This window comes from Roseateles sp. L2-2 (assembly GCF_050613215.1).
In the GTDB taxonomy this organism is placed as follows: Bacteria; Pseudomonadota; Gammaproteobacteria; order Burkholderiales; family Burkholderiaceae_C; genus Roseateles; species Roseateles noduli.
This window is the reverse complement of sequence record NZ_CP192509.1, coordinates 722,322-740,357: the sequence shown is the minus strand read 5'-3', so window position 1 is coordinate 740,357 and position 18,036 is coordinate 722,322. Positions and strand designations below refer to the sequence as shown.

Annotated in this window: 27 protein-coding genes and 2 tRNA genes; 5 read left to right on the top strand and 24 right to left on the bottom strand. The window is 64.4% G+C overall.

Features of this window, described 5'->3' with window-relative positions; genetic code table 11:
* Position 1 precedes the first annotated feature (1 nt).
* Together ACQZ13_RS03450 and ACQZ13_RS03445 are read right to left on the bottom strand one after the other, a co-directional pair.
* Positions 2 to 1,036, bottom strand: coding sequence for a branched-chain amino acid ABC transporter permease (locus ACQZ13_RS03450; RefSeq protein ID WP_431049850.1), 1,035 nt, complete (start codon positions 1,034 to 1,036; stop codon positions 2 to 4).
* Between the two features lie 252 nt (positions 1,037 to 1,288).
* Positions 1,289 to 1,882, bottom strand: coding sequence for a GAF domain-containing protein (locus ACQZ13_RS03445; protein WP_431049849.1), 594 nt, complete (start codon positions 1,880 to 1,882; stop codon positions 1,289 to 1,291).
* Positions 1,883 to 2,196: 314 nt separating this feature from the next.
* On the opposite strand from ACQZ13_RS03445, the gene ACQZ13_RS03440 reads away from it, so the two are divergent.
* Positions 2,197 to 2,433, top strand: coding sequence for a hypothetical protein (locus ACQZ13_RS03440; protein WP_067278790.1), 237 nt, complete (start codon positions 2,197 to 2,199; stop codon positions 2,431 to 2,433).
* A gap of 36 nt (positions 2,434 to 2,469) precedes the next feature.
* Here ACQZ13_RS03440 and ACQZ13_RS03435 read toward each other — a convergent pair whose 3' ends face one another.
* Complete coding sequence (locus tag ACQZ13_RS03435; protein ID WP_088404627.1) at positions 2,470 to 3,030, bottom strand: thymidine kinase; 561 nt, start codon at positions 3,028 to 3,030, stop codon at positions 2,470 to 2,472.
* Between the two features lie 201 nt (positions 3,031 to 3,231).
* Here ACQZ13_RS03435 and ACQZ13_RS03430 point away from each other — a divergent pair, with 201 nt between their 5' ends.
* The 4 genes from ACQZ13_RS03430 to selD all read left to right on the top strand — a co-directional run bounded on the left by ACQZ13_RS03430 (position 3,232) and on the right by selD (position 6,182).
* The gene (locus ACQZ13_RS03430) at positions 3,232 to 3,435 is read left to right on the top strand and encodes a hypothetical protein (RefSeq protein ID WP_088404626.1); all 204 of its coding nucleotides are present in this window, start codon (positions 3,232 to 3,234) and stop codon (positions 3,433 to 3,435) included.
* A 129-nt stretch (positions 3,436 to 3,564) separates the two neighbouring features.
* Entirely contained in the window at positions 3,565 to 4,443 is an 879-nt protein-coding gene (locus ACQZ13_RS03425) for a ProQ/FINO family protein (protein WP_431049848.1), read from the top strand.
* Positions 4,444 to 4,450: 7 nt separating this feature from the next.
* Positions 4,451 to 5,074, top strand: a complete 624-nt coding sequence (locus tag ACQZ13_RS03420; protein ID WP_431049847.1) for a tRNA-uridine aminocarboxypropyltransferase — start codon at positions 4,451 to 4,453, stop codon at positions 5,072 to 5,074.
* A gap of 25 nt (positions 5,075 to 5,099) precedes the next feature.
* The gene (gene selD / locus ACQZ13_RS03415; protein WP_431049846.1) at positions 5,100 to 6,182 is read left to right on the top strand and encodes a selenide, water dikinase SelD; all 1,083 of its coding nucleotides are present in this window, start codon (positions 5,100 to 5,102) and stop codon (positions 6,180 to 6,182) included.
* Positions 6,183 to 6,228: 46 nt separating this feature from the next.
* On the opposite strand, the gene ACQZ13_RS03410 is transcribed toward selD, so the two are convergent.
* From ACQZ13_RS03410 to rplN, 21 genes are all read right to left on the bottom strand, one after another.
* Positions 6,229 to 6,305, bottom strand: a tRNA-Met gene (locus ACQZ13_RS03410).
* A 118-nt stretch (positions 6,306 to 6,423) separates the two neighbouring features.
* Positions 6,424 to 6,500: transfer RNA gene (locus ACQZ13_RS03405), tRNA-Met, on the bottom strand.
* A gap of 67 nt (positions 6,501 to 6,567) precedes the next feature.
* Positions 6,568 to 8,466: a protein-disulfide reductase DsbD gene (dsbD, locus tag ACQZ13_RS03400; RefSeq protein ID WP_431049845.1), complete on the bottom strand. Its 1,899-nt coding sequence runs from the start codon at positions 8,464 to 8,466 to the stop codon at positions 6,568 to 6,570.
* A 189-nt stretch (positions 8,467 to 8,655) separates the two neighbouring features.
* A complete protein-coding gene (gene rplQ / locus ACQZ13_RS03395; protein WP_067278807.1) occupies positions 8,656 to 9,045 on the bottom strand; it encodes a 50S ribosomal protein L17 in 390 nt (129 codons plus the stop codon).
* A gap of 91 nt (positions 9,046 to 9,136) precedes the next feature.
* Positions 9,137 to 10,129, bottom strand: coding sequence for a DNA-directed RNA polymerase subunit alpha (locus ACQZ13_RS03390; RefSeq protein WP_067278809.1), 993 nt, complete (start codon positions 10,127 to 10,129; stop codon positions 9,137 to 9,139).
* Positions 10,130 to 10,270: 141 nt separating this feature from the next.
* Positions 10,271 to 10,894 carry a 30S ribosomal protein S4 gene (gene rpsD / locus ACQZ13_RS03385; RefSeq protein ID WP_088404622.1) on the bottom strand — a complete coding sequence of 208 codons (624 nt, stop codon included), beginning with the start codon at positions 10,892 to 10,894 and terminating at the stop codon, positions 10,271 to 10,273.
* A gap of 257 nt (positions 10,895 to 11,151) precedes the next feature.
* A complete protein-coding gene (rpsK, locus tag ACQZ13_RS03380) occupies positions 11,152 to 11,556 on the bottom strand; it encodes a 30S ribosomal protein S11 (protein WP_088404621.1) in 405 nt (134 codons plus the stop codon).
* Positions 11,557 to 11,582: 26 nt separating this feature from the next.
* Complete coding sequence (gene rpsM, locus ACQZ13_RS03375; RefSeq protein WP_088404620.1) at positions 11,583 to 11,948, bottom strand: 30S ribosomal protein S13; 366 nt, start codon at positions 11,946 to 11,948, stop codon at positions 11,583 to 11,585.
* A gap of 36 nt (positions 11,949 to 11,984) precedes the next feature.
* Positions 11,985 to 12,098, bottom strand: coding sequence for a 50S ribosomal protein L36 (rpmJ, locus tag ACQZ13_RS03370; protein WP_058933616.1), 114 nt, complete (start codon positions 12,096 to 12,098; stop codon positions 11,985 to 11,987).
* A 62-nt stretch (positions 12,099 to 12,160) separates the two neighbouring features.
* Entirely contained in the window at positions 12,161 to 12,379 is a 219-nt protein-coding gene (infA, locus tag ACQZ13_RS03365; protein ID WP_088404619.1) for a translation initiation factor IF-1, read from the bottom strand.
* A gap of 50 nt (positions 12,380 to 12,429) precedes the next feature.
* Positions 12,430 to 13,740 (bottom strand): preprotein translocase subunit SecY, encoded by a 1,311-nt coding sequence (secY, locus tag ACQZ13_RS03360; protein ID WP_088404618.1) that lies wholly within the window; start codon positions 13,738 to 13,740, stop codon positions 12,430 to 12,432.
* A gap of 26 nt (positions 13,741 to 13,766) precedes the next feature.
* Complete coding sequence (gene rplO, locus ACQZ13_RS03355) at positions 13,767 to 14,198, bottom strand: 50S ribosomal protein L15 (protein ID WP_088404617.1); 432 nt, start codon at positions 14,196 to 14,198, stop codon at positions 13,767 to 13,769.
* 25 nt (positions 14,199 to 14,223) lie between these two features.
* Entirely contained in the window at positions 14,224 to 14,406 is a 183-nt protein-coding gene (gene rpmD / locus ACQZ13_RS03350) for a 50S ribosomal protein L30 (protein ID WP_067278823.1), read from the bottom strand.
* A gap of 16 nt (positions 14,407 to 14,422) precedes the next feature.
* A complete protein-coding gene (gene rpsE, locus ACQZ13_RS03345; protein ID WP_067278825.1) occupies positions 14,423 to 14,941 on the bottom strand; it encodes a 30S ribosomal protein S5 in 519 nt (172 codons plus the stop codon).
* A gap of 18 nt (positions 14,942 to 14,959) precedes the next feature.
* Positions 14,960 to 15,319, bottom strand: coding sequence for a 50S ribosomal protein L18 (gene rplR, locus ACQZ13_RS03340; protein WP_067278827.1), 360 nt, complete (start codon positions 15,317 to 15,319; stop codon positions 14,960 to 14,962).
* Between the two features lie 11 nt (positions 15,320 to 15,330).
* On the bottom strand, positions 15,331 to 15,864 hold the full coding sequence (gene rplF, locus ACQZ13_RS03335; protein ID WP_421035261.1) for a 50S ribosomal protein L6: 534 nt from the start codon (positions 15,862 to 15,864) through the stop codon (positions 15,331 to 15,333).
* An 18-nt stretch (positions 15,865 to 15,882) separates the two neighbouring features.
* On the bottom strand, positions 15,883 to 16,278 hold the full coding sequence (gene rpsH / locus ACQZ13_RS03330; RefSeq protein WP_058933609.1) for a 30S ribosomal protein S8: 396 nt from the start codon (positions 16,276 to 16,278) through the stop codon (positions 15,883 to 15,885).
* Positions 16,279 to 16,301: 23 nt separating this feature from the next.
* Positions 16,302 to 16,607: a 30S ribosomal protein S14 gene (gene rpsN / locus ACQZ13_RS03325; RefSeq protein WP_067065192.1), complete on the bottom strand. Its 306-nt coding sequence runs from the start codon at positions 16,605 to 16,607 to the stop codon at positions 16,302 to 16,304.
* Positions 16,608 to 16,615: 8 nt separating this feature from the next.
* Positions 16,616 to 17,155 carry a 50S ribosomal protein L5 gene (gene rplE / locus ACQZ13_RS03320; protein ID WP_067278833.1) on the bottom strand — a complete coding sequence of 180 codons (540 nt, stop codon included), beginning with the start codon at positions 17,153 to 17,155 and terminating at the stop codon, positions 16,616 to 16,618.
* A 10-nt stretch (positions 17,156 to 17,165) separates the two neighbouring features.
* Positions 17,166 to 17,483, bottom strand: a complete 318-nt coding sequence (rplX, locus tag ACQZ13_RS03315) for a 50S ribosomal protein L24 (protein WP_067278835.1) — start codon at positions 17,481 to 17,483, stop codon at positions 17,166 to 17,168.
* A 25-nt stretch (positions 17,484 to 17,508) separates the two neighbouring features.
* Positions 17,509 to 17,877: a 50S ribosomal protein L14 gene (rplN, locus tag ACQZ13_RS03310; protein WP_058933605.1), complete on the bottom strand. Its 369-nt coding sequence runs from the start codon at positions 17,875 to 17,877 to the stop codon at positions 17,509 to 17,511.
* Positions 17,878 to 18,036: the final 159 nt, after the last annotated feature.

Sequence of the window (18,036 nt, the reverse complement as noted above, 5' to 3'; positions counted from 1 at the left end):
GTCAGTGCTCCTCGTGGTGCGGGTCGCGCCAGCTGCGCCACAGCAGCACCGGCAGGATGGAGGTGAAGACGATGACCTCCTTGAAGGCGCTGGCCCAGAAGGAGCTGAACGATTCGATCAGTCCGACCAGCAGCGCGCCGAGCGCGGCGCCCGGATAACTCGACAGGCCCGCGAAGACGGCGGCGACGAAACCTTTCAGGCCGATGAGGAAACCGCTGTCGTAGAAGATCGTCGTCGTGGGGCTGATGAGGATGCCCGACAGCGCACCGATGAAGGCGGCCAGCGTGAACGACAGCCGGCCGGCGGAGGCGCTGGAGATGCCCATCAGCCGCGCGCCGAGGCGGTTCACCGCGGTCGCCCGCAACGCCTTGCCGTAGAGGCTCTTCTCGAAGAACAGCCACAACCCGACGATCAGCGCGGCCGAGGCCATCACGATGATGAGCGTCTGGCCCGAGAACATCAGCGGTCCCGCCGAGTAGCTTGCGTCCCAGAAGCTCGGGTTGCGCGAGCCCTCGGCGCCGAAGAACACCAGGCCCAGCCCGGTCAGCGCGAAGTGCACGCCGACCGAGACGATCAGCAGCACCAGCACCGACGCGTCCGCCAGCGACTGGTAGGCCAGCCGGTAGAGCAGCCCGCCCATCGGCGTCACCACCGCCAGCGTCAGCAGCGCCTGCGCCACCAGCGGCAGCTTCATCGGCGCCAGCCAGAGCGCGCACAAGCCGATGGCCACGCCCGGGAGGGCCCTCAGCGCGATGGGGATCCACTCGGCGGCGATCCGTCCGGCACGAGCAGCCGCGATCAGATCCAGGACCGCGGCCAGCAGCGCCATCGCGATCAGGAAGTGGATCGTCAGCGGCGTGTGCCCGAGCTGCAGGCCCGCCAGCGTCAGCGCGCCGAACGCGACGAACTCCCCCTGCGGGATGAAGATCACCCGCGTGACCGCGAAGACCAGGACCAGGGCCAGCGCCAGCAGCGCATAGATCGCGCCGTTGGTCACCCCGTCCAGCACCAGGATGCTTGCAATCGCCCCGTCCACCTTGTCTCCTGTCGTGGTACCGGGCAAAGGCCGTTGACCGCGCGTCGCCGATGCATGCCGGCGCCGTCGCGACCGCTCCGAAGGCCGTCGCCCGGGGGTTGGTCGTCCATGGGGACGTGTGGCGACCGACTCTAGCGGGAAGCGTTCAGCGGTCCGTCAGTGGATGCCGCATTGACATTTCGCAAGAGATTAATCCGACCGGTCGGTCGAAGTTGAGTGTGGACGAGCGCGCCGTGGCAGGCGCGCCCTGGATCAGACCGTCTCGAGCTCGTTCCGGAGCGCGTGCAGGTGGAGGCAGGCTTTCGCCGTGGCGCGACGCAGGTCGAGCTCTTCGCGCTTCGTCCAGACCCGCGCGGTGTCGCGCTGCCCGAGGGCGATCACGCCGAAGGTCTTGCCGTTGATCTGGCCCGACACGTCCAGCATCGCGCGCCAGGTCGGCGGAGGCTCCAGCCCGCTCAGCCGGGGATCGGCCTGGGCATCGGCGCAGTTGAAGACGCCGCCCGACAGCAGGGCGTCGAAGTAGCCCGGATAGGCCCGCTGCTCGCAGACCGGGCGCTGATCGCTCGCGCCGTCGACCGCGTGCGCGCCGAGGCAGCGCAGACGGTACTCGCCGGGCTCGCCGTCCAGCAGCCAGAGGCTGGCGTGCGAGCTGCGGAAGTAGCCGCACAGGGCCTCGCTGACGGCCTGCGCATAACGCTCGGCCCGATCGCCCGCGCTTTCCAAACCGTGTTCCAGGCCGCTTTCCAGACCGCCTTCCAAGCCGCTGTCGCGGGCCTCGGTCGCCGGCCATTCCATGTCCTGACTGGCCGCCCGCATGGCGGCAAACAGCCCTTCGATCCTTTCCATCGCTGCGCTCGCTCCCTGTGTGTCCTTGTTGTTGACGCCACGGTGAAACGGCGCGGCGGCATTCTAGGTGTTTTCCCTAGAACGCGCCAACCACCCCCCGATGGGGGTCCGCCAGCAGCGGAACGGCGGGCCCGCGCAGGGTGGCGAATGTCTCTTGGAGCCGATTCGGGCGACCTTCGCGCGAGGTCATTAGCGATGCCCCGGTACGGGGAGGCCCCGGCTTATAGGAAAATACGGGTTTCGCCGTCTGCCCCTGGGGGGAACTTGGGACGGACGGCGCGGCATTTCAAACTCTTATCAGGATCAGGAACAGCGTGGCCAAGGATACGACCAAGACGACCATCGAAGCCGATGGTCTGCGCTATCGCTCTAAAGCTCCAGGTTCGCCGTTCGCGGCGACCTCCTCGTTTGGCGCGGCAACCATGTCGTGCTTCCTCTGCGGCAAGCATCGCCCACGGGCGCTGCTGAAGTCCCGCAAGCTGCTGGGCAAGTCCCAGCCAGTCTGCGCTCCTTCCTGCAAGGAACTGGAAGAGCAGCTGACGAAGAAGTAAGCCTCGGTTGCCGGGCGGCCGCAGGACACGCTGTCCTCAGGACGCCCGGAAGCAGCGTCCACAGACCGCGCGGTAACGGGAGTTGCCGCCGATCTCGACCTGCGCGCCTTCGGTCTGCTTGCGACCGGTGGCGTCGACACGCATGTTCATCGTGGCCTTGCGGCCGCAATCGCAGATGGTCTTCATCTCGTCCATCTCGTCGGCGAGCGCCAGCAGCGCGGCCGAACCGGTGAACAGCTCGCCGCGGAAGTCCGTCCGCAGGCCGTAGCAGATGACGGGCACGTGGCGCATGTGCGCGACCTCGTGCAGCGACCACACCTGGTCCTTCGTCAGGAACTGCGCCTCGTCGACGAGGATGCAGGCGATGCCCGGCGACTGGGTGAGCAGCGCGCGGAAATCCGTCTCGCCGTTGAACACCTCCGCCACCCGCTGCGGCCCCAGTCGCGAAGTGACCATCCCCTTGCCGTAACGGTCGTCGACCCCGGCGGTGAACAGGCGCACCGCGTGGCCGCGCTCCTCGTAGTTGTGCGCGACCTGCAGCAGGGCGGTGGATTTGCCGGCATTCATCGCGGCGTAGCGGAAAAACAGTTTGGCCATGGTTCTCGAACGCCCGGGCTGCCGGGCAAGCGGGCGATTGTCGGCGTAAAAGCCGCCGTTCGTCGGGCGGTGCTTTCACCCCCGGGCAAGCGATGTAGCGGGGCGTCACACGCCCCACCTACTATCGTTGGCGAGGGAATCGATGCGCCGACGGGACACGAGCCCGCCGGTGCGAACAAGAGCGCCAAGCGAAGCGAGACCATGAGCAAAGACACCTGCACCGCCGTTCGGGATGACGGCTTGCGCTATGCCTCCAAGCTGGGAGGGTCGCCGTTCCAGGGCAGCGGCCAGACCCGCTCCTGCTTCAAGTGCGGCCGCCACCGGCCGCCGAGCAGCCTGCAGTCCAAGCGGATCCTGGGCCGGACCGAACTGATCTGCAAGCCCGCCTGCGAACCGAAGACCTGATTTCACCCCCGGAAGTCGCCTTCAGGCAGGACGGACGACTTCCGTCGATCAGCGCGAATTGCCACGCCCGCGCGGCTATGGGCACAATCCCCCCTTTTCCCCGAAGGCCGGCCCCGCGCCGCTTGATGCATGTCCTCCAGCACCCCGCCGCAAGGCGAAGTGACCTCTCCCGAGTTCCCCGATCAGAAGGTCCCCGCCACCGAAACGACTGACGCCGCGCCGACGGCACCAGCGTCGGAGGCGTTGTCGTCCGCTCCCGAAGCGGTCGAGGCCTCCGACGAGGCCGGCGCGAGCGCCGACGCCAGCGATGCCGCTCCCAGCGAAGCAGCGCCCGGCCAGGCGAAGGCGGCCGACGGCGGCCGAGTCGATGTCCAGGCGGTCGCCACGCAGCTGAAGGCACTGTTCCCCGCGTTGTTCGCCGGCGGCGCCAAGCCGCTGAAGCTGCGCGTGCAGTCAGACATCCAGCAACGCGCACCTGGCCAGTTCACCAAGGCTCAGTTGTCGGCGTTCCTGCGTCGCTACACCGGCGGCACCGGCTATCTGATTGCGCTGACCCGCGCCAAGACGCGCTTCGATCTGGACGGCCAGCCGGCCGGCGAGCTCAGCGATGAACACAGAGTCGCCGCCCAGGAAGAACTGACACGTCGCCGCGGCATCTCCGACGCTCGTCGCGCCGAGGAGGATCGTGGCCGCCAGGAACGTGCGCAGCTGCTGCGCGACTTCTCGCGCACCACGCTGACGCCGGCGAACTTCTGCGCGTTGAAGGGCCTGAGCCAGGAACAGCTGGAGGCCCAGCTGAAGCTGGCACGCGAGGAAGAAGCGCAACAGCCGCCGCGCCCGGAACGCAATGACCGCCCGCCTCGCGGCGGTGAGCAACGTCGTGGCGGTGGACCGCGAGGCGACGGCCATCCTGGAGGTCCGGGCCAAGGTCCGCGCGGCGACCGCCCGCGCCGTGACGGCCCAGGACGTCCGAACGACGGACGCAGGCCCCCGCGCCAACCGCGCTGACCCTCCGATGTCCGCCACCGACGGTGGCCTGAGCGGCCGACGCCCCCTCTGCGAGGGATGCGGACGGCCGCTTGTCGCTTGCTGGTGCGCCTACGTGCGCCGGGTCGAGAACGGCGCAGCGCTGCTCATCCTCCAGGACGCCGACGAGGCGGGACATGCGAAGGGAACCGGCGCGCTGCTGGCGCGTTGCCTGTCGCGCGTGGAGTTACGCGTCGGTGAGCGCTTCGAGCCACCGCCTTCCCTCGATGGACTGGTCCTGCTCTATCCAAGGGCACACGGCGAAGCACCGATACGTTCGTCGAACCATCAGACAACTTCGGTGGCTGCGGAGGCCACAACGACAACGCTGGTGGCGCTCGACGGCACCTGGCGCGGCAGTCGCCGGCTGCTCGCCTTGAACCCTTGGCTCAAGGCGCTGCCGCGACTCGCCCTCGATGCGCCGCCGCCTTCGCGCTACACCATCCGCCGCGCCCATGCGGACACACAGCGCAGCACACTCGAAGCCTGCGCCCTGGCGCTGGCAGCGCTCGACGGCGACGAGTCCCGCTATGTGCCGCTGTGGCACGCCATGGAGGCCTTTGTCGCCCTGCAGCGCCGACTGGCGGGTCACCCCACACCCTCGCTGGTTTGAAGCGCCAGGGGTAAGCTGCGGCGCCATGACGTCCCTCGCCACCTCGCCCACTCCAGCCCCGGCCTCTGAGCCGCGATTGACCTCGCTCTCCCACGGCGGAGGGTGCGGATGCAAGATCGCACCGGGCGTACTGTCGGAGATCCTCAAGAGCACGAACGCCCTGCCGGTGCCCAAGGAGCTGCTGGTCGGCATCGAGACCTCGGACGACGCAGCGGTCTATCGGCTCAACGATGAGCAGGCGCTGGTGGCGACGACCGATTTCTTCATGCCGATCGTCGACGACCCATACGACTTCGGCCGCATCGCCGCGACCAATGCGATCAGCGACGTCTACGCGATGGGCGGGCGTCCGATCATGGCATTGGCCCTCGTCGGCATGCCGATCGCCGTGCTGAGTGCAACGACGATCGGACGCATCCTTGAGGGCGGCGCTTCCGTCTGCCGTCAGGCCGGCATCCCGATCGCCGGCGGGCACACGATCGATTCCGTCGAACCGATCTACGGACTGGTCGCGCTCGGATTGGTCCACCCTTCGCGCGTGAAGCGCAACGCGGACGCCAAGGCCGGCGACGTGCTCGTGCTCGGCAAGGCGCTCGGCGTGGGTGTGATGTCGGCGGCGCTGAAGAAGGGCAGACTCGACGACGCGTCCTACCAGCGGATGCTGGAGACGACCACCCGGCTGAACACGCCGGGCCCCGAACTGGCGGCACTCGACGGCGTCCACGCGCTGACCGACGTGACCGGCTTCGGCCTCGCGGGGCATGCGCTCGAGATCGCACGTGGCTCACGTTGCGGGATCGAGATCGATTGGGCGGCGGTACCCCTGCTCGAAGGCGTTCGATCATTGGCCTCCGAGGGCCTGATCACCGGAGCATCCGGACGCAATTGGTCCGCTTATGGCGCCGAGATCTCACTTGCCGCCTCGCTGCCGGCGGAAACACAAGCACTGGTCAGCGATCCGCAGACCAGTGGCGGCCTGCTTGTGTCATGCGCACCGGAAACCGTCGACAACGTGCTGGACGTCTTCGCGCGACACGGCTTCGGCGCGGCCGCCGTCATTGGGCGCCTGATCGCTCCGGATGACGGCGCGCGGCTGAAGATCAGTTGACGCGCGGAAAAAACAAAGGGCCCTCGCATGAGGGCCCTCGTTCGATTGGTTGCGGGGGCAGGATTTGAACCTACGACCTTTGGGTTATGAGCCCAACGAGCTACCAGACTGCTCCACCCCGCGGCTGTACCGCTCGGCGACCAGCGATGACGCTGATCTGCCGATTTGTTGAACGATCTCAAACGCCTGATCGGCTTTCGTTTCGTTCAACCACGCCGTCCTGGGACAACGTTCAATATTCTGGTTGCGGGGGCAGGATTTGAACCTACGACCTTTGGGTTATGAGCCCAACGAGCTACCAGACTGCTCCACCCCGCGACTGAAGAATGAGAGTGTAGCACGGAAAGGACCGCCGCTTCAACTTTCGGCGACAGTCTTTCCAGAATCAAAGGCCGGCGGCCTGCAGCGATTGCAGGAAGCGCTCGGCGTCCTGGAAGCCGATCACGCGCACGCCGGTCAGTTCCTCGCCCTTCGCGTCGAAGAAGATCGTTCCCGGCGGGCCGAAGAGCTTGAAGCGCTTCAGTAGTTCCCGGTCGCCAGCGTTGTTCGCGGTGACGTCGGCCTTCAGCAGCAAAGCACCGTTCAACTTGGCCTGCACGCGCGCGTCGGTGAAGGTGAAACGCTCCATCTCTTTGCACGAGACGCACCAGTCGGCGTAGAAGTCGAGCATCACCGGTCTGCCGGCGCTGCGCAACGCGTCGTCCAGCTCGGCGACCGTCGCGATCTTGCGGAAGCTGACCGCTGAGGATTCCGATGCGGACGCCACACCCGTGACCTTGCTGGCGCCCACGACGCCGGCCAGTGGCTTCAACGTATCGGTTCCGCCGGCGGCGACGCCGATGAATTGCGCCACGCCGAACACCATCGCAGCCACCGCCACACTCTTTCGCAGCCAGACGCGGGGAGTGCTTCCCTCTGTGCGTTGGAAGAGCCCCAGAAGGGCCGCTACAGCGACCAGCAGCGCACCCCACAGGAGCTGAGCAATCACCGGCGGCAGCACCGGTTGCACGATCCACAGCGCCACCGAGAGCAGCAGCAGGCCGAAGAAGTACTTGACCGTTTCCATCCACGCGCCTGCGCGCGGCAGCAGCGTGCCGGCCGAGAGTCCCAGGAGCAGCAGTGGCACGCTCATGCCCCAGGCGAGCGCGAACAGCGCCAGACCGCCAATTGCCACATTGCCGGTCTGGCTGATGTAGAGCAACGCGCCGGCCAAGGGCGCGGCCACGCAAGGACTGACGATCAATGCGGACAAGCCGCCCATGACGAACACGCTGACGAACTTGCCGGCGGGCAGGCGCTGCGTGGCGTCAGAGACGCCGCCGGTGAAGCGACTGGGCAACTGGATCTCGTAGACGCCGAACATCGACAGCGAGAACCCGACCAGCAGCAATGCAAACAGGGTCAGCACCCAGGGCTTCTGCAGGTAGGCCGCCAGACCGCCGCCAGCGAGCCCTGCCGCCACGCCCAGCGCCGTGTAGAGCAGCGCCATGCCGAGCGAATAGCTGAACGCCAGGAAGAAGCCGCGGGCGCGTGACGGAGCCTCGCCCTGACCCACGATGATCGAGGACAGGATCGGCAGCATCGGCAGGACGCAGGGCGTGAGCGACAGCAGGACGCCGGCGGCGAAGAACGCGCCGATGACCAGCCATAGCCGGCCGGACGCGAGCACATCGTCGAGCGGCGATCCGACCGGCGACTTCGCGGTCGACGCCTGCGCATCTTCCGCTGCCTTTGCCGGAGACGCGTCGGCAGGCGTGGCCGCCACTGCATTGGCAACGCCGAAGCCGCTGAGCGCATCCGGCGCCGCGCCGACCTTCACGGCCCCATCACCACCGAAGCCCTTCAGGCCGAGGGTCAGCTGACTCTTCATCGGCGGGTAGCACAGGCCCTTGTCCGCGCAGCCCTGTCCCGTCAGCACCAGCTTCAGCGGGCCAGCGGCCAGCGCCTCGACCGGCACCTTGATGCTCAGGTGATCGCGATAGGTCTCGACCTCCTTCTGGAAGGTCTCGTCGAACTTGCGCTTCGGGGTCGGCCAGGCGATGTCGCCGAACTTCGCGTCGGTCGCGTCCAGCTTGAACTGGTCGCGGTACATGTAATAACCGGGCGCGATCGTGAAGTTCACCTGGAACTCGCGATCTCCAGTCAACTGCACATCGATCTTGAAAGCCTGTTCGGGATCGAGGAAATCGTCGGCGCGCGCCGGTCCGGCAAGGAAGGCCGAGGCCAGCGCCAGCAGCAGGAACAGCGCCGGCAACAGGCGTCGCATCAGGGCAATGGGGGTCATGAACGCGGGGCGCATGCAGGCCGGTGGGCTCGCGTCGCCGTGAGGTCGGAAAGGCGCGAAGCTTAGCGCCAAGCGGGCCCGCATGACGTTGGACAGACGCCATGCCCTGCCCGCGTTGCGCGTATCGCGGACACACAAGAAAAAAGGCCAGCATTGCTGCTGGCCTTTTGAGCGGATGCGAGTCGCTGCTTATTCAGCAGAGCCTTCGCCTTCGGCGGCGTCAGGGCGGTCCACCAGCTCGACGTACGCCATCGGGGCGTTGTCGCCCACGCGGAAGCCCATCTTCAGGATGCGGGTGTAGCCGCCCGGACGGGTCGCGAAACGCGGGCCCAGTTCGTTGAACAGCTTCACGACGATGTCGCGGTCGCGCAGGCGGTCGAACGCCAGGCGGCGGTTCGCGACAGTCGCTTCCTTGGCCAGGGTGATCAGCGGCTCGACGATGCGACGCAGTTCCTTCGCCTTGGGCAGCGTGGTCTTGATGGCTTCGTGCTTCAGCAGCGAGACCGCCATGTTGCGGAACATCGCGGCGCGGTGTTCACTGGTGCGGTTCAGTTTACGGAGGCCGTTACGGTGGCGCATGGTGCTTTCCTTCCTTCAGTTATTGCCAGCAGCCGGATCAGGTACTGCCGGGGGCACCGGACGGATCGTCAGACCCGTCCTCTTTCAAAAATCAACGCTTGTCGAGACCTTGGGGCGGCCAGTTCTCGAGACGCGAACCCAGGGTCAGGCCGCGCGAGGCGAGCACTTCCTTGATTTCGTTCAGCGACTTGCGACCCAGGTTCGGGGTCTTCAGCAGCTCGGTCTCGGTACGCTGGATCAGGTCACCGATGTAATAGATGTTCTCGGCCTTCAGGCAGTTGGCCGAGCGCACGGTCAGTTCCAGCTCGTCGACCGGACGCAGCAGGATCGGATCGAAGCTGCTGGAACGGGCGGCCGGAGCCTGGTCGAACACGTCGACCAGATCGGTGCCCTGCAGCTGCGCGAAGACGGCCATCTGCTCGACCAGGATCTTGGCCGAAGCACGGATCGCCTCCTCGGGCGAGATGGCGCCGTTGGTCTCGATCTCCATGACCAGCTTGTCCAGGTCGGTACGTTGCTCGACGCGGGCGTTCTCGACGGCGTAGCTGACGCGCTTCACCGGGCTGAACGAGGCGTCCAGCACGATGCGGCCGATGGCCTTGGTCGGCTCGTCGCCATAGCGGCGCATGTTGCCGGGCACGTAGCCGCGACCCTTCTCGACCTTGATCTGCATGTCCAGCTTGCCGCCTTGCGACAGGTGGGCGATGACGTGATCCGGGTTGATGATCTCGACGTCGTGCGGGGTCTGGATGTCGGCGGCCGTGACCGGGCCTTCGCCTTCCTTGCGCAGGACCAGGGTCACTTCCTCACGGTTGTGCAGACGGAACACCACGCCCTTGAGGTTCAGCATGATGTGGACCACATCTTCCTGAACGCCGTCGATGGCGGAGTACTCGTGCAGCACGCCCGCGATCGTCACTTCCGTCGGCGCATAACCCACCATCGAGGACAGCAGCACGCGACGCAGGGCGTTGCCCAGCGTGTGGCCATAGCCGCGTTCGAACGGCTCCAGGATCACCTTGGCGCGATGACCGCCCAGGGGCTCCACAGTGATGGATTTGGGTTTGAGCAAATTCGTTTGCATGAGGTCTTTCTTTCAATACCCTCGGTTCGTTACACCGATAAGGCTGAGGGACCAACCAGGCGCGCCCCTAAACAGCTGGCGAGCCCGGACGAGGAAAAGCCGAGCAGGCCCTTGCAGGGCCGCTCGGCAGGCACGAAAGAATTAACGCGAGTACAGCTCAACGATCAGCGACTCGTTGATCTCGGCGCCGAACTCGTCGCGATCCGGCGTCTTCTTGAAGATGCCTTCCAGCTTCGTGGCGTCCACGGCCACCCAGGCCGGCAGACCGATCGACTCGGCCAGCTTCAGGCTGTCGATGATGCGCAGCTGCTTCTTGGACTTCTCACGCACGGCGACCACGTCACCGGCCTTCACCAGGTAGGAGGCGATGTTCACGACTTCGCCATTCACGGTGATGCTCTTGTGCGAGACCAGCTGGCGGGCTTCCGCGCGGGTCGAGCCGAAGCCCATGCGATAGACGACGTTGTCCAGGCGCGATTCCAGCAGCACCAGCAGGTTGACACCGGTCGAACCCTTGCGGCGCTCGGCTTCAGCGAAGTAGCGGCGGAACTGACGCTCCAGCACGCCATACATGCGCTTGACCTTCTGCTTCTCGCGCAGCTGCAGGCCGAAGTCAGACGTGCGCTGACCCGAGGTGCGGCCGTGCTGGCCAGGCTTCGTGTCGAACTTGGCCTTGTCGCTGATGGCGCGGCGGGCGCTCTTCAGGAACAGGTCGGTGCCTTCACGGCGGGAAAGTTTGGCCTTCGGGCCGAGGTAACGTGCCACTTTGCGTGTCCTTCATCAATCTGACGCGAGCTCGGAGACATTCCGTGCAACGCGCGAGTCCGGCCGGTGTTTTTGTAGGCTCGGACGGTGGGCTTCAAGAAGTCAGAGACTTCAACCGGGTCGGCGTTTCCACCGTGACCCGCCGAGGTGCGTTTCAGCCCCTCAGCAAAACGGCCGGCTGGCGCTCGCGCACCAGCCGGCGTGTTCTGAACGAACCGGAGATTATCGCACTAATCGCGACCGTTCAGCAGCACCGCTTAGATGCGGCGGCGCTTCTGCGGACGGCAACCGTTGTGCGGCACCGGCGTCACGTCAGAGATCGAGTTGATGCGGATGCCGAGCGCAGCCAGAGCGCGCACCGACGATTCGCGACCCGGGCCCGGGCCCTTGATCTTGACGTCCAGGTTCTTGATGCCTTGCTCTTGGGCAGCGCGGCCAGCCACTTCGGCAGCCACCTGGGCAGCGAAAGGCGTGGACTTGCGCGAGCCCTTGAAGCCCTGGCCGCCCGACGACGCCCAAGACAGCGCACCACCTTGGCGATCAGTGATCGTGATGATGGTGTTGTTGAACGAAGCGTGGACGTGGGCGATACCGTCGGCAACGTTCTTGCGAACCTTCTTGCGAACGCGCTGGGCAGCCTGGTTATTGGGTGCTTTTGCCATGGTTAGCTTTCTTCAGATGCCGCGGATTACTTCTTGCCGGTCGCCGCCGACTTGCGCGGACCCTTGCGGGTACGGGCATTCGTACGGGTACGCTGGCCGCGCACCGGCAGGCCGCGACGATGGCGGAAGCCACGGTAGCAACCGAGGTCCATCAGGCGCTTGATGTTGATGGACATCTCGCGACGCAGGTCGCCCTCGATGGTCAGGCGGCCGACTTCCTCACGGATCTTTTCCAGATCGGAGTCGTTCAGGTCCTTGACCTTCTTGTCCAGCGGGATACCGCAGCTGTTGCAGATCTTCTGCGCGGTCGTACGGCCAATGCCGTAGATCGAAGTCAGACCGATCTCCGTGTGCTTGTGCGGCGGAATGTTGATACCAGCAATACGTGCCATGTGCGTCCTCTAATTCGCTTGCAGTCGTTAGGCCAATCAGCCTTGGCGCTGCTTGTGCCGCGGATCGGTACAGATCACACGCACCACGCCATTACGGCGGATGATCTTGCAATTGCGGCACATCTTCTTGACAGATGCCGAAACTTTCATGGTCTGCTCCTTGACCTACTCTGTTCGCTCAATCAGCGTTGATCCGGGGATTGCTAAAAAGCTCACTTCGCCCGGAACACGATGCGAGCACGACTCAAATCGTACGGCGTCAATTCGACGGTCACCTTGTCGCCGGGAAGGATGCGGATGTAGTGCATCCGCATTTTCCCGGAGATGTGACCGAGAACGACGTGACTGTTCTCCAGCTTGACTCGGAAGGTTGCGTTGGGGAGGTTCTCCAGAATCTCCCCTTGCATTTGAATGACGTCATCTTTCGCCATACCTTCGCACGTGCCAAATTGGAATCCAATATTCTGTTTGCCTGGCGCCTTCAGTTGGCCTTGAAACTGGCCTTCTTCAGCAGCGACTCGTACTGCTGGCTCATCACATAGGACTGGACCTGGGCCCAGAAGTCCATCGTGACGACCACGATGATCAACAGCGAGGTGCCACCGAAGTAGAACGGGACGTTGTACTTCAGCGTCAGGAACTCAGGCAGCAGGCACACGCCGGTGATGTACACCGCGCCCGCCAGCGTCAGCCGGGACAGGATCTTGTCGATGTGTCGAGCCGTCTGATCTCCAGGACGAATCCCGGGGATGAACGCACCGCTCTTCTTCAGGTTGTCTGCGGTCTCACGGCTGTTGAACACCAGCGCCGTGTAGAAGAAGCAGAAGAACACGATCGCGGCCGAATACAGCAGCACGTAGATCGGTTGTCCCGGACGCAGCGCGTCAGAGATGTCCTTCAACCAGCGCATGCTGTCACCGGTCGCAAACCAGCTCACGAGCGTGGTCGGCAACAAGATGATCGACGACGCGAAGATCGGCGGAATCACACCCGACATGTTCAGCTTCAGCGGCAGATGCGAGCTCTGGCCGCCGTAGACCTTGTTGCCAACCTGCCGCTTGGCATAGTTGACCAGGATCTTGCGCTGACCACGTTCAACGAACACGACCAGGTAGGTCACGCCGATGACGATCGCGATCACGAGCAGGCAGGAGATCACGCTCATGGCGCCGGTGCGAACCAGCTCAAGCAGACCACCGATGGCACCCGGCAGACCCGCGGCGATACCGCCGAAGATCAGGATCGAGATGCCGTTGCCCAGGCCACGTTCCGTGATCTGCTCACCCAGCCACATCAGGAACATCGTGCCAGCCACCAGACTCGTCACCGCAGTGATGCGGAAGCCGAAGCCCGGGCTCAGCACCAGACCCGGCGAGCTCTCCAGCGCGAAAGCAATGCTCAAGCTCTGGAAGATCGCCAGGCCCAACGTGCCATAGCGCGTGTACTGCGTGATCTTGCGACGCCCTGCCTCGCCTTCCTTCTTCAGCGCTTCCAGGCTCGGCACCACGTACGTCATCAACTGCATGACGATCGAGGCCGAGATGTAGGGCATGATGCCCAGCGCGAAGACGGTGAAGCGCGACAGCGCACCGCCCGAGAACATGTTGAACAGGCTCAGGATGCCGCCCTGCTGACCCTTGAACAGCTGCTGGAGCTGCGTCGGATCGATGCCGGGCACGGGGATATGCGCCCCGACACGGTAGACGACCAGCGCGAGCACCAGGAACACAAGGCGGCGACGCAGGTCGCCGAACTTGCCGCTCTTGGCCAACTGTGATGCGTTGCTTGCCACTGCTGCCTAGTCCTGTGCTTGGCTGATCAAGCGACGGAGCCGCCGGCGGCTTCGATCGCCGCCTTCGCGCCGGCCGTCACGCCCAGACCCTTGATGCTCACCTTGCGGGTGATCTCGCCGGACTTGATGACCTTGACAGCCTTGGCCAGCTCGGACACCAGGCCGACAGCCTTCAGCGTCAGCAGGTCGATCTCTTCGCTGGTCAGCAGGTTCAGTTCCGACAGCGTCACTTCCGCATTGAACGGACGAGCCAGCGACTTGAAACCACGCTTGGGCAGGCGACGTTGCAGCGGCATCTGACCGCCTTCGAAGCCGACCTTGTGGAAGCCACCGGCACGCGACTTCTGTCCCTTGTGGCCACGGCCTGCGGTCTTACCCAGACCGGAGCCGATGCCACGGCCCACGCGACGCTTGGCGTGCTTGGCACCAGCGGCGGGCTTGATGGTATTGAGTTGCATCTTGTGTTCCTCGTCGATGCCGTGCTTACAGCACCTGCACCAGGTAGGCGATCTTGTTGATCATGCCGCGGACCGCCGGCGTGTCTTCCAGCGTCTTCGTGCTGTTCAGCTTGCGAAGACCCAGGCCGACCACCGTCGCGCGATGATCTTCACGGCAGCCGATCGGGCTACGGACCAGCTTGACCGTGAGCGTTTTCTTTTCAGACATCTCGATCTCCTGGCGCTCAGTTGAAGATTTCTTCAACCGTCTTGCCGCGCTTCGCCGCCACTTGGGCAGGCGTGGAGCAGCGCTTGAGCGCGTCCAGCGTGGCACGAACCATGTTGTAAGGGTTGGTCGAACCGTGGCTCTTGGTCACGATGTCGGTCACGCCCATCACTTCGAAGACAGCGCGCATCGGGCCGCCGGCGATCACGCCGGTACCAGCCGGAGCCGGTGCCATGATCACGTGCGCAGCGCCATGCTCACCCACCACGTTGTGCTGGATGGTGCCGTTGCGCAGCTGGACCTTGACCATGTTGCGGCGGGCCGATTCCATCGCCTTTTGCACGGCGACCGGAACTTCCTTGGCCTTGCCCTTGCCCATGCCGATGCGGCCATCGCCGTCACCGACCACGGTCAGCGCAGCGAAGGACAGCGTGCGGCCGCCCTTCACAACCTTCGTGACGCGGTTGACCGCAATCATCTTTTCCTTCAGGCCGTCGTCGTTGCCTTCGGTCTGAGCGCGGGGTTGAAACTTTGCCATTTCCTAATCCTTTGAGCGTCAGAACTGCAGGCCGGCTTCGCGAGCGGCTTCAGCCAGGGCCTTGACACGGCCGTGGTAAGCGAAGCCCGAACGGTCGAAAGCCACCTTCTCGACGCCAGCGGCCTTCGCCTTCTCGGCGATGCGCTTGCCGATCAGGCTTGCGGCGGCCACGTTGCCACCCTTGCCGGACAGCTGCGTGCGCACTTCCTTCTCGGCCGTCGAAGCGGAGGCCAGCACGCGCTGACCGTCTTCGGAGATGACCGAGGCGTAGATATGCAGGTTCGAGCGGAAGACCGTCAGACGGGCCACGCGCTGCAGGGCGATGCGAGCACGCGTTTGACGCGAACGACGCAGGCGTTGTTCCTTCTTGTTCAGCATGGCGCGGCTCCTTACTTCTTCTTGGTCTCTTTGAGGGAGACCTTTTCGTCGGCGTAGCGGATGCCCTTGCCCTTGTAGGGCTCCGGCGGACGGATCGCGCGCACTTCAGCGGCGATCTGACCGACGACCTGGCGATCGGCACCCTTGATCAGGATTTCCGTCTGGGTCGGGCATTCGACCTTGATGCCAGCCGGCATGTCCTTGACAACCGGGTGCGAGAACCCGATCTGCAGGTTCAGCTTCTGGCCCTGGGCTTGGGCGCGGAAACCCACGCCGACCAGGTTCAGCTTCTTTTCGAAGCCCTTGCTGACACCGTTGACCATGTTGGCCAGCAGGGCGCGCATCGTGCCGCTCATCGCATCGGCTTCTGCCGATTCGTTGACGGGAACGAACGTCAGCTTGCCGCCTTCGAGCTTGACCGTAACCAGCGGGTTCACGGCCACGAACAGGGTACCTTGGGCACCCTTGACGCTGATCTTCTCAGCGCTGATCGTCACTTCCACGCCTTGCGGGAGGACGACCGGCATTTTTCCAACGCGGGACATTGTCTGTCTCTCCTTGGCTTATGCGACGTAGCAGAGCACTTCGCCGCCGACACCGGCTTGACGTGCTTTGCGGTCGGTCATCACGCCCTTCGGGGTGGTGACGATCGCCACACCCAGGCCATTCATGACCTGGGGAATATCGTGGCGGCCCTTGTAGATGCGCAGGCCAGGACGGCTCACGCGCTCGATGCGCTCGATCACCGGACGGCCGGCGTAATACTTCAGCGCGATCTCGAGCTCGGGGCGGGCGGCATCGCCACGCACCGCGAAATCATCGATATAGCCTTCATCCTTCAGGACCTTGGCGATCGCGACCTTCAGCTTCGACGAAGGCATCACGACGCTGGCCTTCTCAACGCTCTGGGCGTTGCGAATGCGGGTCAGCATATCGGCGATAGGATCACTCATGCTCATACGAAATCTCCTAAACCTGCCGATTACCAGCTGGCCTTGACGACACCGGGGATGTCGCCCTTGAAGGCCAGCTCACGAATCTTGTTACGTGCCAGGCCGAACTTGCGGAACGTGCCACGGGGGCGGCCGGTCAGCTCGCAGCGGTTGCGCTGGCGGGTCGGGTTGGCGTTGCGGGGCAGCTTCTGCAGCTCCAGGCGGGCCAGATAGCGCTCTTCGTCCGACTTCTTGCTGTCGTCGATGATGGCCTTCAGTTCCGCGTACTTCTTCGCGTACTTGGCGACCAGTTGGGCGCGCTTCAGCTCACGTTGCTTGATCGAGAGTTTTGCCACGGGTCACCTCAGTTCTTGAACGGGAACTTGAACGCAGCCAGCAGTGCCTTGGCTTCGTCGTCCGTCTTGGCAGTCGTCGTGATGCTGATGTTCAGACCACGCAGAGCATCCACCTTGTCGTATTCGATTTCGGGGAAGATGATCTGTTCCTTGACGCCGATGTTGTAGTTGCCGCGACCGTCGAACGAACGACCCGAGATACCGCGGAAGTCACGGACGCGCGGCAGGGCCACGGTCACGAAACGGTCCAGGAATTCGTACATCGTGGCGCCACGCAGGGTCACCATGCAGCCGATAGGCACGCCGTCACGAATCTTGAAGCCGGCGATTGCCTTCTTCGACTTCGTCACCACGGGCTTCTGGCCAGCGATCTTGGTCAGGTCGCCGACGGCGTGATCCATGACCTTCTTGTCAGCGACCGCTTCGCTCACGCCCATGTTCAGCGTGATCTTGGTGATGCGCGGCACTTCCATCACGGACTTGTAGCCGAACTTCTCGGTCAGACCGGGGACGACCTTCTCGCGATAGAACTCTTGCAAACGAGCCATGTCTTACCCCTTAGGCCTTGATCTCTTCGCCGGTCGACTTGAACACGCGCACCCGCTTGCCGTCGGCGCCGAGCTTGATGCCCACGCGATCGGCCTTGCCGGAAGCGGCGTTGAAGATCGCCACGTTGGATTGATGGATGGGCATGGACTTGTCGACGATGCCGCCGGTCGTACCCTTCAGCGGGTTCGGCTTGACGTGCTTCTTGACGACGTTGATGCCGTCGATGACGACATGGTCAGCGTCCACGCGCAGCGTCACGGTGCCGCGCTTACCCTTGTCGCGGCCGGTCAGGACGATGATCTCGTCGCCTGTGCGAATCTTGTTCATGGCAATACCTTTGTCTGAGCGGGGCTTAGAGCACCTCAGGCGCCAGCGACACGATCTTCATGAAGCGCTCGGTACGCAGTTCACGCGTGACCGGGCCGAAGATGCGGGTGCCGATGGGCTCCAGCTTGGCGTTCAGCAGCACGGCGGCATTGCCGTCGAACTTGACCAGGGAGCCGTCTTGGCGGCGCACACCCTTGGCAGTGCGCACGACCACCGCGTTGTAAACCTCGCCCTTTTTGACGCGGCCACGCGGCGCAGCTTCCTTGATGCTGACCTTGATGATGTCGCCAATATGCGCATAACGACGCTTGGAACCACCAAGCACCTTGATGCACATGACGGACTTGGCGCCAGTGTTGTCCGCGACATCGAGTCGCGATTGCATTTGGATCATGTCTGTCCCCAACTTTTCCCGCTCAGGCAACTGCGACCATCGCAGCCATCCAGAGAGCGGTCAGTCTTGGGCCCGTAAGCCAATCACCTGTCACCTTGCGGCGACCCGCGTCTGGCCTAAATGGGCAAGAAACCTAGAACCGAAGGCTGCTGCCCTGTG